General features: G+C 60.4%; 10 protein-coding genes and 5 pseudogenes. All 15 read left to right on the top strand.

The genetic code is table 11. From position 1 onward, the window contains the following. Positions 1 to 6 precede the first annotated feature (6 nt). The 15 genes and pseudogenes from motD (at position 7) to XANALMUS060_RS02485 (ending at position 12,673) form a co-directional block, all read left to right on the top strand. Entirely contained in the window at positions 7 to 951 is a 945-nt protein-coding gene (motD, locus tag XANALMUS060_RS02535; protein ID WP_045736974.1) for a flagellar motor protein MotD, read from the top strand. Then, positions 951 to 1,733, top strand: coding sequence for a ParA family protein (locus XANALMUS060_RS02530; RefSeq protein ID WP_045736973.1), 783 nt, complete (start codon positions 951 to 953; stop codon positions 1,731 to 1,733). Before motD ends, XANALMUS060_RS02530 begins: the two co-directional genes overlap by 1 nt. Next, entirely contained in the window at positions 1,730 to 2,836 is a 1,107-nt protein-coding gene (locus XANALMUS060_RS02525; RefSeq protein ID WP_045736972.1) for a chemotaxis protein CheW, read from the top strand. The genes XANALMUS060_RS02530 and XANALMUS060_RS02525 overlap by 4 nt, the downstream gene beginning before the upstream one ends. Positions 2,837 to 2,945: 109 nt before the next feature. After that, positions 2,946 to 3,254, top strand: coding sequence for an STAS domain-containing protein (locus XANALMUS060_RS02520; protein WP_045727408.1), 309 nt, complete (start codon positions 2,946 to 2,948; stop codon positions 3,252 to 3,254). Beyond that, positions 3,251 to 3,616 (top strand): response regulator, encoded by a 366-nt coding sequence (locus XANALMUS060_RS02515; protein ID WP_012915881.1) that lies wholly within the window; start codon positions 3,251 to 3,253, stop codon positions 3,614 to 3,616. The genes XANALMUS060_RS02520 and XANALMUS060_RS02515 overlap by 4 nt, the downstream gene beginning before the upstream one ends. 30 nt (positions 3,617 to 3,646) lie before the next feature. Next, on the top strand, positions 3,647 to 5,647 hold the full coding sequence (locus XANALMUS060_RS02510; protein ID WP_045736971.1) for a chemotaxis protein CheA: 2,001 nt from the start codon (positions 3,647 to 3,649) through the stop codon (positions 5,645 to 5,647). 536 nt (positions 5,648 to 6,183) lie between these two features. Beyond that, positions 6,184 to 6,723, top strand: a complete 540-nt coding sequence (locus XANALMUS060_RS21750; RefSeq protein WP_235430323.1) for an MCP four helix bundle domain-containing protein — start codon at positions 6,184 to 6,186, stop codon at positions 6,721 to 6,723. 2 nt (positions 6,724 to 6,725) lie between these two features. After that, positions 6,726 to 7,319 (top strand): MCP four helix bundle domain-containing protein, encoded by a 594-nt coding sequence (locus XANALMUS060_RS21745; protein ID WP_235430321.1) that lies wholly within the window; start codon positions 6,726 to 6,728, stop codon positions 7,317 to 7,319. Beyond that, a pseudogene (locus tag XANALMUS060_RS22970) lies at positions 7,261 to 7,392 on the top strand (HAMP domain-containing protein); the annotation flags it as partial. The gene XANALMUS060_RS21745 and the pseudogene XANALMUS060_RS22970, both read left to right, overlap by 59 nt. A 270-nt stretch (positions 7,393 to 7,662) precedes the next feature. Beyond that, positions 7,663 to 8,343, top strand: a pseudogene (locus XANALMUS060_RS22965) (hypothetical protein); the annotation flags it as partial. Between the two features lie 5 nt (positions 8,344 to 8,348). Next, positions 8,349 to 8,619, top strand: a pseudogene (locus XANALMUS060_RS22960) (methyl-accepting chemotaxis protein); the annotation flags it as partial. Between the two features lie 64 nt (positions 8,620 to 8,683). Then, positions 8,684 to 9,619, top strand: a pseudogene (locus XANALMUS060_RS22955) (methyl-accepting chemotaxis protein); the annotation flags it as partial. A gap of 167 nt (positions 9,620 to 9,786) precedes the next feature. Further along, positions 9,787 to 9,873, top strand: a pseudogene (locus XANALMUS060_RS19515) (methyl-accepting chemotaxis serine transducer); the annotation flags it as partial. Between the two features lie 179 nt (positions 9,874 to 10,052). Further along, on the top strand, positions 10,053 to 10,256 hold the full coding sequence (locus XANALMUS060_RS19510) for a hypothetical protein (protein ID WP_152640363.1): 204 nt from the start codon (positions 10,053 to 10,055) through the stop codon (positions 10,254 to 10,256). Positions 10,257 to 10,441: 185 nt separating this feature from the next. Continuing rightward, positions 10,442 to 12,673: a methyl-accepting chemotaxis protein gene (locus tag XANALMUS060_RS02485; RefSeq protein ID WP_045736968.1), complete on the top strand. Its 2,232-nt coding sequence runs from the start codon at positions 10,442 to 10,444 to the stop codon at positions 12,671 to 12,673. The last annotated feature ends 293 nt before the right edge of the window (positions 12,674 to 12,966 follow it).

The following is a 12,966-nucleotide window of genomic DNA, read 5'->3' as shown; positions in this document are numbered from 1 at the left end:
TCCGACATGGCCCGCAAACATTCCCACGACGAGCACACCAATCACGAGGCATGGGCCATCCCATACGCCGACCTGATGACGTTGCTGCTTGCTTTCTTCGTGGTGATGTACGCGTTATCCACGGTTAACGCGGCCAAATACCGAGTCATGGCAAACGCGATGAACGCAGCCTTCGGTGGCACCGAGCAGACCATGCATCCGGTGCAGGTGGGCGAACAACCGATGCAAGGCCAGGGCAACACGCGACCGACACCAATCCGATCCAGCCCGGCGCTGTCCATTGTCGATCCGAACCGGCTGCCGGCAACGTCGCTGCCACGCCCAGCCGATGCGCTACGTGACGAACAGCAACTGCGACGCGCACAACAACAGCTCGACCGCATTGCCGAGCGCCTTGACGCCGCACTGTCACCCCTGATCCAGAAAAAACTGATCAACGTACACCGCTCCGGGTTGTGGATCGAAGTGGAGATCAACAGCGACATCCTGTTCGGCTCCGGCTCTGCAACGTTGGATCAGAGCGCACATGCGACCTTGGCACAGCTAGCGCAGGTATTGGCGAGCGTCCCTAACGGCGTGCGCGTGGAGGGCTATACCGACAACACACCGATCGCCACCACACAGTTCCCATCCAACTGGGAACTCTCGGCGGCGCGCGCGGCCAGTGTGGTGCATCTGTTCGCCGACCAGGGCCTGCAACCCTCTCGACTATCGATGATCGGCTATGGCCAATTCCGCCCGCATACCAGCAACGATACCGCAAGCGGACGCAATGCCAACCGACGCGTGGTGCTGGTCATTTTGGCCGATTCCGGTGATAGCGCGAATAACGCGCCATCGACACTAGAGCGTTTCAGCGCCGGTGCAGCGCCGACCACCTCGACAACCCCCGCCACGGCAGCGCCGGCAGCCCCCTGGGCAGTCCCTGCTGACATTGAAGGAGTGAACTGATGCGTATCTGGGCGATTGCCAACCAAAAAGGTGGCGTGGGTAAAACGACAAGCACGCTGGCACTGGGCCGTGGCCTGTCCATGCTCGGCCATCGCGTGTTGATGCTAGATCTCGATCCGCACGCGTCGCTGACCAGAGCGTTCGATGTGCCCCAGGAACCGCAACCGGCTGGCGTGGTGGATCTGTTCTCCACTCCATCCAGTGAACTCTCCACGCTTGCCCACACCACCGCGATCGAACGCCTGAGCTTCGTCTGCGGGCAGACCGCGCTGGCCACGCTGGAGCGACGCAGCGCCAACCAGCCGGGATTAGGTCTGGCGTTACAGCAAGCCATGGCCCGACATGCCGGACAGCACGATTACATTTTGCTCGACTGCCCTCCGACCCTGGGCCTGTTGATGATCAACGCACTGGCCGCTGCCGATCGCGTGATCATTCCCACGCAAGCCGAGCCGCTCGCACTGCACGGCTTGGCCAGCATGGTCCGCACCGTGGACATGGTCGAGCGTTCGCGTCGCCGTCCCCTACCCGCATCGATCCTGCCGACGCTGTTCGACAAGCGTACCCGCGCCGGCAACGAAACCCTGCGACAGATGCAAGACAGCTATGGCGAACGGGTATGGGAAGACGCGATTCCGGTAGACACCAAGATCTGTAACGTCAAGGCACTGACCATCGCTGGCGTTGGCGGCGACTATCCCGGTCGCGGCCTGGCCGCTTATCGGCGCGCGCTGGAATGGCTGCTGCTCAACGACGCGACGCTGATGGAACAAGCCGCATGAGTACTCCAAACATCATCGACGACTATCTGGAAGGTCTGTTGCACGACACGACCAGCGAAGCGCAGAACGTCACATCACCGCTCTCAGCGGCTCCTGCTCATACGACAACACCCATGCCAGCCGGTCCGACCCCCGAACAAATCGCTGCCGCAGTCCTGGCCGAAGCCGATGCAGATCCCGCACTGGCCGGCATCATGTCGCAACAAGCGCCGACGCCTGCGCCGGCCGGCCCAACTCCGGAGCAAATCGCCGCCGCAGTCCTGGCCGAAGCCGATTCAGATCCCGCACTGGCCGGCATCATGTCGCAACAAGCGCCAACGCCAACACCGACCGGCCCAACCCCGGAGCAAATCGCCGCCGCAGTCCTGGCCGAAGCCGATGCAGATCCCGCACTGGCCGGCATCATGTCGCAGCAGGCACCCAACGCCGACCGCCAGGCCGATCTAGACGCAATCGCAGCGATGGAACGACAACGTTCCACTGCCGCGCGCGATCTTGCCGCCGAAGACGATGCCGCCAGCACGCGCGCCGTCAAGCGCCCAGCGATGGCGGTGCCACCGGAGCGTCGCGCCGAAGCCGAACGCGCAAAACCCGGCGCAACGCGGCTCACGCCCAACCTACAAGCTTTCATGGCACCGTCCCTGCCACAGGGCTCGGCCACCGCCCCCGAGCGCGTGACCGAACGTAGCACGCGTTGGCTACGTCTACGCTGCGGCGAACAGGCCTACGCACTGGAGCTACTGAAAGTGCAAGAAGTCGTACTACCGGTGCCGCTACTGGCACTGCGTGGTACGGCACCATCGATGCTAGGCATCATGAACCTGCGCGGCCAGGTGGTGCCGGTCCTGGATCTGGGACTGCACCTGGGATCGGCACCAATCGAGATGGACATGCAGACGCGGGTCGTGGTGCTGGAAGAAAGTGGCGAAACTCTGGGCCTGCGCGTATCCGCTGTCGAAGACGTCGCCAGCCTGACCGATCATGAGATCGAACCACCGGACAATGCCCGTATCTGCCGCATTTCCAACCATCTTTTCCGCGGCGTCGCGCGACTGACGCAGCACCCGATGATCCTGCTCGATGCTGAACAATTGTTGCATTGAGCGAAAAAATAAATAGAAACTGCAGACTACACCGCATTTTCGATATGCCGCCTAAAGCTTTTCAAGCGACGGCCGTTACCTTCGATAGAACCATTCGTGCGGAGTAATGATGAGCACAGTCCCACTTGGCGAGGATCTGGGCATCGAGATCAGCGCCGACCTGAAACAACGCCTCACCACGTTCCTGACGTCGGACGAGGTGTTGCGGCTGGATGCCAGCCAAGTCCGCCGCATCCACACTGCTTCCGTGCAGGTTCTGTGCGCGTTCGTGGATGCACGCCGCAAAGAAGGCAAACGCACTGAATTCGAGGCCTGCACCGCGACCTTCAGCGACGCGGCACGCCTATTAGGGGTCAGCGAATCGCTGGGCCTTCCTGCCACCTCTGAAAATTTGAAATCTGTGGAGAACGCTGCATGAGCGCACGTATCTTGGTAGTGGACGATTCGGCGTCGATGCGCCAAATGGTCTCGTTTGCCCTCACCTCGGCCGGCTACGCTGTCGAAGAAGCAGAGGACGGCCAGGTCGCCTTGGGTCGCGCAAAGGGCCAGCGCTTCAACGCGGTGGTCACCGACGTGAACATGCCGAACATGGACGGTATCAGCTTGATCCGCGAATTGCGCCAGCTACCGGACTACAAGTTCACCCCAATGCTGATGCTGACCACCGAATCGGCGGCAGAAAAAAAATCCGAAGGCAAAGCCGCCGGTGCCACTGGCTGGCTGGTCAAGCCGTTCAACCCCGAACAACTGATCGCCACCGTCCAGAAAGTTCTGGGCTGATTTTCTCTCTCTTTTTCGGATCCCCTCCCTATGAGCATGGACCTGCAACGCTTCCACGCCACCTTCTTCGAGGAAAGCCGCGAAGGGCTGGACGCGATGGAGGCCGGATTGCTGTCGTTAGAAGAAGGCAATCGCGACCCCGAAACCATCAATTCGGTGTTTCGTGCCGCGCACTCGATCAAGGGTGGTGCCGCCACGTTCGGCTTCGAAGCAATGGCCGGACTCACCCACGTCCTAGAAACGCTGCTCGATGAGCTGCGCGCCGGCAAGCGCGAAGTCGAAGCGAACGCGATCGACGCCATCCTTGGATCGGTAGACGTACTGCGTGCGCTGCTACGCGAAGCCGAACACGGAGTTGCAGCCGATCCGGCTGCAGTCAAGGCCGTCCACGACCGCCTGCAGCGCGCATTGGACGGCAAAGACGCCGCACCGACCACCGCGACACCGGCCGCAAATCAGGCCGCCGAACCGGAAGCCTGGCAGATCGGCTTCACCCCGTCGCCGTCGCTGTTCATGAGCGGCAACGATCCGTTACGTATCATCCGCGAACTCGAGCATCTCGGCCCGTTGCAGGTTGCATGCCGTGAAGGCCGCCTGCCCGGCTTCGTCGATCTCGATCCGCTGGAAGCCTACATGGCATGGGATCTTGGCCTGGTCGGCAAAATCCCGCGCAGTGCGATCGAAAACACCTTTGCCTGGGTGATCGACGATTGCGAACTGGATATCCGCGCCGTGCCACCGCCGAGTCTGGCCAACGCACCGGCGCCTGTGCTGACTCCGGCACCGGCTGCGGCCACCGCAACGCCGGCGGCGACGGTTGCCGCCAATGCGCCCGCCGGCAACGCGGCCGCCGCGCAGGAAGCGGAAAGCTCGATCCGCGTCAGCGTCGATAAGGTCGATGCGTTGATCAATTTGGTCGGTGAATTGGTCATCACCCAGGCCATGCTCAAGCAGGTTTCCAGTGGTTTGGATCCGGCCGCCGCCGAGCGCTTGTTTGCCGGCCTGGATCTGCTCGAACGCAATACCCGCGACCTGCAGGAAGCGGTCATCGGCGTGCGCATGCTACCGGTGGATGCGGTATTCCGCCGTTTCCCGCGTCTGGTCCGCGACCTCTCCACGCGCCTGGGCAAACAGGTACGCCTGCGCACCATCGGCGAAGGCACCGAGCTGGACAAGGGCCTGATCGAAAAGATCGCCGATCCGCTGGTGCACCTGGTGCGCAACTCGATCGACCACGGCCTGGAAATGCCGGAAGCGCGCCGCGCTGCCGGCAAGGACGAGACCGGTACCATCACCCTGGCGGCGTCACACCAGGGTGGGCATATCGTCATCGAAGTCAGCGACGACGGCGCCGGCCTCAACCGCAACCGCATCCTGGCCAAGGCCACCGAGCGCGGCCTGACCGTGCCGGATAATCCGACCGACGCGCAGGTCTGGGATCTGATTTTCGCTCCTGGTTTCTCCACCGCCGATGCGGTCACCGACCTGTCCGGACGTGGCGTGGGCATGGACGTGGTCCGGCGTAATATCCAGGGCCTGGGCGGCGAAGTGCAATTGGAAAGCGAATTCGGTCGCGGCACCCGCGTGCTGATCCGCTTGCCGCTGACGTTGGCGATTCTGGACGGCATGACCGTATCGGTCGCCGGCGAAACCCTGATCCTGCCGCTTGCCTACGTCATCGAAGCGCTACAACCGCAGGCCGACGACATCCGCAGCATGGCCGGCGAAGGCCGGGTGCTTCGGGTCCGCGGCGAATACCTGCCGATCCTATCGCTCAGCGACTCCTATGGCTTTGGTGGAAACCCGCAGAGCGAACCATTGGTCGTGGTCGTGGAAGCCGATGGACAGAAGTTGGCACTGGAAGTGGACGAACTGGTCGGTCAACAGCAGGTGGTTGTCAAGAATATCGAGAACAACTACCGCCGCATCAGCGGAATCTCCGGTGCGACGATTCTCGGCGACGGCCGCGTGGCGTTGATCGTGGATATCGGTGGTCTGGTCCGCTCGCTGCGAGTGCAACAAGCGGCCTGAGTCAACGCTTTTCCAGGCCCAATCGCCTGCCGAGCGCCCCATGCAGCACACCGCACGCCCCGGCAAAACTGCCGGGGCTTTTGCTTGTATGGCCCTCCATCACGACTAACACCCCCCATCGCGGCCGCCAAGGTGCCCGAACAAACGCGGCACCGCGCGACGACAGCAACACTCAAGATTTCGCCGGAGCCGCCGATATTCGGTTCGCCGCGAATTTTGTCTACGAAATGAACCGCGCCGTCGGCGCTTCAGATGGGATCGACCTGCACGACGAACGCTCCATTCGCTGAAGCAAAGCGCTGTATCCCATCACCTCCGCACACGTGGCGAGGCCCACTCGAACACAGTGCGCAACCTTGCAAGGTGTCGTTCGATTCATCCTGCATTGAACGACCAGCATCCAGCCAGCCCCCTGGCGAGCACGTAGAAACCTACGTCATTCGCCATCTATTTTCTCAAGAAGGCATCCAATGAATTCGTTTCTACAACGCTACAACGTCGGCCATCGGCTCGGGGGAGCTTTCGGTGTGCTGATCATGCTCTCGTGCCTGCTGGTCGTAGGAGGGGTATTTTCCATATTCAATGCACGCAAGCAGTTGGACAGCATCGTCAAGGTGAATGTGGAGAAAACCCGGATCAGCAATGGCATGGTCGATGCAAATTCCGGCATCCTCATCTCCATGGGCACCTTGGCGATGGTGACAAGGCCAGAACTCAATCCGCTGGCATTGGCCGATATCAAGAAAAATCGCCAGCGCTATAACGATCTGCGCAAAGAGCTGGATAGTTTCCCAGCAGACAGCCAACGCGTGGTGAAGCTGCGCGCGGACATCGATGCCGCACAAGATGCTGCGCGTGAGATAGACGAGAAGGTCATCGCGCTTGGCATGGCAGACCGCAATATGGAAGCACAAACCCTGCTGAGCGAACGCGCACGCCCCGCCATCCTGGTATGGCAGGCGAAGATCCGCGAAATTGCACAATTGCAGGAAGCGCAGATGAAAGTCGCCTACGCCAACCGTTTCTACAACGCTACAACGTCGGCCATCGGCTCGGGGGAGCTTTCGGTGTGCTGATCATGCTCTCGTGCCTGCTGGTCGTAGGAGGGGTATTTTCCATATTCAATGCACGCAAGCAGTTGGACAGCATCGTCAAGGTGAATGTGGAGAAAACCCGGATCAGCAATGGCATGGTCGATGCAAATTCCGGCATCCTCATCTCCATGGGCACCTTGGCGATGGTGACAAGGCCAGAACTCAATCCGCTGGCATTGGCCGATATCAAGAAAAATCGCCAGCGCTATAACGATCTGCGCAAAGAGCTGGATAGTTTCCCAGCAGACAGCCAACGCGTGGTGAAGCTGCGCGCGGACATCGATGCCGCACAAGATGCTGCGCGTGAGATAGACGAGAAGGTCATCGCGCTTGGCATGGCAGACCGCAATATGGAAGCACAAACCCTGCTGAGCGAACGCGCACGCCCCGCCATCCTGGTATGGCAGGCGAAGATCCGCGAAATTGCACAATTGCAGGAAGCGCAGATGAAAGTCGCCTACGCCAACGCGAGCGAGTCAGGCGATGGCCAATGGTCGCAACATGCTCATTGCCGGTGGCGTGGCGGTACTGGTCATCAGCAGTCTGCTGGCCTGGGCGATCACCCGCAGCCTCACTGAACCGCTCAACCGCGCCACCCGCGCCGCCGAGGCCATCGCCAACGGCCGCCTGGACAACCACGTCGCCACCGACGCACGCGATGAACCCGGCCGCCTGTTGGTCGCCATGGACGTCATGCAGCAACAGTTGCAGCGTTTCTCCAGCGAAACCGCGCGCATGATCGAACTGCATGCCGACAAGGATATGAGCCATCGCATGCCCATCGATTTCCCCGGCGTCTACGGCGAGCTGAGCAAGGGCATCAACACCATGATGTTCGAGCATCTCGATGCCATTGTCGATGCCATCGCCGTGCTCAACGAATATGCCAACTTGGTCGCCATGGACGTCATGCAGCAACAGTTGCAGCGTTTCTCCAGCGAAACCGCGCGCATGATCGAACTGCATGCCGACAAGGATATGAGCCATCGCATGCCCATCGATTTCCCCGGCGTCTACGGCGAGCTGAGCAAGGGCATCAACACCATGATGTTCGAGCATCTCGATGCCATTGTCGATGCCATCGCCGTGCTCAACGAATATGCCAACGGCAACCTGCGCCGCGACGCACGTCGCCTGCCCGGCAGCCGGGCGGTACTGCACGAATCCATGGATGCGGCCAAGGCCAGCCTGCTGGCGATCAACACCGAAATCAAGACGCACGTCGCCTGCCCGGCAGCCGGGCGGTACTGCACGAATCCATGGATGCGGCCAAGGCCAGCCTGCTGGCGATCAACACCGAAATCAAGCGAACGGCTGGCCGCCGCCGCCGCCGCTGGCGACTTCAGTGCCCGTGGCAAGGCCGAGCAGTTCCAGCACGATTTCCGGCTGATGGTGCAGGACCTCAATGCCATGATGCAGGTCAGCGACAGTAACCTGGGCAAACTCTCGGCACTGCTGCAGTCCATCGCCGCTGGCGATCTCACCGCACGCATGCACGGCGACTTCCAGGGTGTATTCGCCCAGATGCGCGACGACGCCAATACCACCGCCGACCAATTGACCGATATCGTCGGCCGCATCCAGACCGCCGCGACGAGCATCAAGACCTCAATGCCATGATGCAGGTCAGCGACAGTAACCTGGGCAAACTCTCGGCACTGCTGCAGTCCATCGCCGCTGGCGATCTCACCGCACGCATGCACGGCGACTTCCAGGGTGTATTCGCCCAGATGCGCGACGACGCCAATACCACCGCCGACCAATTGACCGATATCGTCGGCCGCATCCAGACCGCCGCGACGAGCATCAATGCCTGCTGCCTCCAGCGAAATCGCCACCGGCAACGACGACCTATCGCGCCGCACCGAGCAGCAGGCCGCCAGCCTGGAGGAAACCGCCGCCTCGATGGAAGAACTGACCTCCACCGTCAAGCAGAATGCCGGGCAACGACGACCTATCGCGCCGCACCGAGCAGCAGGCCGCCAGCCTGGAGGAAACCGCCGCCTCGATGGAAGAACTGACCTCCACCGTCAAGCAGAATGCCGAAAACGCGCGTCAGGCCAATCAGCTTGCCATCGGTGCCGCCTCGGTTGCCTCGCAAGGCGGCGCCGTGGTCGGTCAAGTGGTCCAGACCATGAACGGCATCGAGACCTCCTCGAAGAAAATCGCCGACATCATCAGCGTCATCGACGGCATCGCCTTCCAAACCAATATCCTGGCCTTGAATGCGGCCGTGGAAGCGGCGCGTGCCGGCGAACAAGGCCGCGGTTTCGCCGTGGTCGCCAGCGAAGTGCGTACCCTCGCCCAGCGTTCGGCCAGTGCGGCCAAGGAGATCAAGGACCTGATCGACGATTCGGTCGGCCGCGTCACCGAAGGCTCGGCGTTGGTCGACCAGGCCGGCAAGACCATGGAGGAGATCGTCGCCTCGGTGAAGCGGGTCACCGACATCATGAGCGAAATCTCCGCTGCCTCGCAGGAACAATCCGCTGGCATCGAGCAGGTCAACCAGACCGTGAATCAGATGGACGAAGCTCGGTGAAGCGGGTCACCGACATCATGAGCGAAATCTCCGCTGCCTCGCAGGAACAATCCGCTGGCATCGAGCAGGTCAACCAGACCGTGAATCAGATGGACGAAGCCACACACCCAGCAGAACGCCGCACTGGTCGAGGAAGCCACCGCCGCCGCACGTTCCATGGAAGAACAGGCAGGAGAGCTCACCAATACCGTGGCACTGTTCAAGATCGACAGCACCTCAGCAAAACATGTTCGAGTGGCGGCTCAGCCAAACCCGGCACAACGTCATCGCACAACACAACGTTCTACTTCCAGACAGACGGCATCCAGCGCAGTTGCCACCGATTGGCAAGAATTCTGAATACATCGATGCGAGCGCCGTGCTGTCCGCACAGATTCACGGAACACATGATGACGATGCAGGCTATCGCGATCGATAGCCCGCATCTGCATGAAAGCCTGCTACGTGAAAGCGGCGCCATGAATTCAAACATCAAATATTCATCACACGAATATCACATTATTAAAGTGGTCGAGGAAGCCACCGCCGCCGCACGTTCCATGGAAGAACAGGCAGGAGAGCTCACCAATACCGTGGCACTGTTCAAGATCGACAGCACCTCAGCAAAACATGTTCGAGTGGCGGCTCAGCCAAACCCGGCACAACGTCATCGCACAACACAACGTTCTACTTCCAGACAGACGGCATCCAGCGCAGTTGCCACCGATTGGCAAGAATTCTGAATACATCGATGCGAGCGCCGTGCTGTCCGCACAGATTCACGGAACACATGATGACGATGCAGGCTATCGCGATCGATAGCCCGCATCTGCATGAAAGCCTGCTACGTGAAAGCGGCGCCATGAATTCAAACATCAAATATTCATCACACGAATATCACATTATTAAAGAAAAAAATCGCAGTGATCAAGAAAGTCAATGCGATGCCGCTAGGAGAGTGATGCGATTTGCGCGCATCAACTTCAATGAAGATTGACACTTAAACATGTTCAGGCATCGATCAAACACCCATCCACCGCATGAACACCCCGCCCTCTTGACCACATAAGCCAAGCCGCATCGACGTAGCAACACCTTGCGATCACTCGCCGTGATGCTTGGAACACAACGCCGATAGGCCATGCATGCGCACCGAACTCTCCCCGAAATAGGAACTCCACAATGAAGCTTAAAAACTTCAGCCTTTCCGCACTGCTCGCACTGAGCTTTGCGGCCATCGTTCTGGTAATGCTGGTCATTGGCACGATCAACCTAAGTAGCCTGTCGACCATCAACCATGCTACCGACATGAATGACTTGAGTTACAAGATCTTGTCGACCGGCGAAATTATGCAGATCAACGCGCTCAATATCGAAACAGGTTCGCGTGGCTACCTGCTATCGGGTGACAAGTCGCACATTCAGTCGTTCGAGCCCAGCCGCGAGGTTTTCGAGAAGAAATTCGACGAAGCCACGAAGCTCAGCGTCGACAACCCTAACCAGCAGGCACGCCTGGAACAACTGGGAAAGTCGTTCAAGCAACTCATCGAGGTTGAGAAAGAGATCATCGCGGTGCGCGACAGCACCAACGATAAAGAAAAAATCGCCAGCCTGTTCGCCGAGGCCCGCGACCGCCAGGCAATGACCACGATCCGCAAGATGCTTGCAGATTTCATCGCCGAAGAACAAGACCTTCTCGTCAAGCGCAGCTCGACATTGGTCTCCGTGCGTGCGGAGAGCAAGTGGGCCATCATGCTCGGCAGTTTGTTCGTGATCGTGGCCTCGATCGGCCTAGCGGTCATGATCCGTCGCCGGCTGCTGAACCGGCTTGGTGCCGCGATCGTGGTCGCCGATGCCATCGCTGGTGGCAAGCTCGACAACCCGATCGATACGCAGACCAAGGACGAAGCCGGCGTGCTGCTGGTCAGCATGCACAAGATGCAGAGCCAGTTGCAGGCCGTCATCACGGCACAGACCGAGATGGCCAAGCGGCATGACGCCGGTCAGACCAGCTACCGCATGGAAGAAAGCGCCTTCCCGGGCGATTACGGTCGCATGGTGCGCGACAGCAATGCACTGGTCGCCTCGCATATCGCGGTCACGTTGCGCCTGGCGCAGATCATGGGCCGCTACGCCATCGGCGACCTGTCCGAGGACATGGATCGGCTGCCCGGCGAAAAGGCCGTGCTCAGCGAGACCATGGACAAGGTCAAGCAGAACCTGACCGCCATGAACCGCGAAATCAAACAGCTCGCCGATGCTGCCGCCGCAGGCGACTTCAGCGTGCGTGGCGAAGCCGAGCGCTTCCAGTACGACTTCCGCGCCATGGTCGAGAGCCTCAACCAGTTGATGGCCACCGCCGATGGCAACCTCAACGCGCTGTCCAAACTATTGAAGTCCATCGCCGCCGGCGACCTCACCACGCGGATGCACGGCGAATTCCACGGTGTGTTCGCCACCATGCGCGACGATGCCAACGCCACTGTCGAGCAGTTGACCGGCATCGTCAGTCGCATCCAGAGCGCCGCTGTCAGCATCAACTCTGCCGCCAGCGAAATCGCCTCCGGTAACGATGACCTGTCGCGCCGCACCGAGCAGCAGGCCGCCAGCCTGGAGGAAACCGCTGCTTCGATGGAAGAACTGACTTCCACCGTCAAACAGAACGCCGAAAACGCGCGCCAGGCCAATCAGCTCGCCGCGGGCGCTGCCAACGTCGCCTCTCAAGGCGGCGCAGTGGTCGGCCAGGTCGTGCAGACCATGAGCGGCATCGAGGCCTCCTCGAAGAAAATCGCCGACATCATCAGTGTCATCGACGGTATCGCGTTCCAGACCAATATCCTGGCCTTGAATGCAGCCGTGGAAGCGGCGCGTGCCGGCGAACAGGGCCGCGGTTTCGCCGTGGTCGCCAGCGAAGTGCGTACCCTCGCCCAGCGTTCGGCCAATGCGGCCAAGGAAATCAAGGGACTGATCGACGACTCGGTTGGTCGCGTCGCCGAAGGCTCGGCCCTGGTCGATCAGGCCGGCAAGACCATGCAGGAAATCGTCGCCTCGGTGCAGCGCGTCACCGACATCATGGGCGAGATCTCCTCTGCGTCGCAGGAACAGTCTGCCGGTATCGAGCAGGTCAACCAGACCGTGACCCAGATGGACGAAGCCACCCAGCAAAATGCCGCGCTGGTCGAGGAAGCCACCGCCGCCGCACGCTCGATGGAAGAGCAGGCCGGGCAACTCAGCAATGCGGTGGCGCTGTTCAAGATCGACAACGCCGTGGCCGCACAGTCCCAGCATGCCAGCGTCGCGACACTCCCCCGCACCACCAAGCCCATCGCAAAGGCTGCCATTCGTAAACCGCATCAAACCGCCAAACAGCAGGTCGCCATCGCCACCAACGACAGCGCCTGGCAGGAGTTCTGATCCACAGGCCTACCTTCGCAAAAGGCCCCTGCAAGCGAGTCCAACCCCGGGAGAGCAATCTCCCGGGGTTTTTTGTTCGCCAAACGTCGCATTGCATGCGCTCATCGGCAAGCGCACCGCGATAGATCACACGCGGAAAGTGCATCGCTTCCCAGTATCGCACTTTGCTAGTCAAGACATCCCTGGCGACGTCGATATGATAGTCACTTTAAATAATTCGTATACATACATATCAAAAATTTAAATTTTTGATAGGTTCTACATTATTTTCTGCGCGCAATAAAGCCAAAGAA

Origin of the sequence: Xanthomonas sp. MUS 060 (genome assembly GCF_000963215.1) — a bacterium.
In the GTDB taxonomy this organism is placed as follows: Bacteria; Pseudomonadota; Gammaproteobacteria; order Xanthomonadales; family Xanthomonadaceae; genus Xanthomonas_A.
Note: the sequence above shows the minus strand (reverse complement) of the source record. Positions and strands in the feature narration are given on the sequence as shown.

Bases quoted from the DNA above. Each gene is read 5' to 3' on its own strand.
- motD (WP_045736974.1), top strand. From the start codon at position 7: ATGGCCCGCAAACATTCCCACGACGAGCACACCAATCACGAGGCATGG.
- XANALMUS060_RS02530 (WP_045736973.1), top strand. From the start codon at position 951: ATGCGTATCTGGGCGATTGCCAACCAAAAAGGTGGCGTGGGTAAAACG.
- XANALMUS060_RS02525 (WP_045736972.1), top strand. From the start codon at position 1,730: ATGAGTACTCCAAACATCATCGACGACTATCTGGAAGGTCTGTTGCAC.
- XANALMUS060_RS02520 (WP_045727408.1), top strand. From the start codon at position 2,946: ATGAGCACAGTCCCACTTGGCGAGGATCTGGGCATCGAGATCAGCGCC.
- XANALMUS060_RS02515 (WP_012915881.1), top strand. From the start codon at position 3,251: ATGAGCGCACGTATCTTGGTAGTGGACGATTCGGCGTCGATGCGCCAA.
- XANALMUS060_RS02510 (WP_045736971.1), top strand. From the start codon at position 3,647: ATGAGCATGGACCTGCAACGCTTCCACGCCACCTTCTTCGAGGAAAGC.
- XANALMUS060_RS21750 (WP_235430323.1), top strand. From the start codon at position 6,184: ATGCTCTCGTGCCTGCTGGTCGTAGGAGGGGTATTTTCCATATTCAAT.
- XANALMUS060_RS21745 (WP_235430321.1), top strand. From the start codon at position 6,726: ATGCTCTCGTGCCTGCTGGTCGTAGGAGGGGTATTTTCCATATTCAAT.
- XANALMUS060_RS19510 (WP_152640363.1), top strand. From the start codon at position 10,053: ATGACGATGCAGGCTATCGCGATCGATAGCCCGCATCTGCATGAAAGC.
- XANALMUS060_RS02485 (WP_045736968.1), top strand. From the start codon at position 10,442: ATGAAGCTTAAAAACTTCAGCCTTTCCGCACTGCTCGCACTGAGCTTT.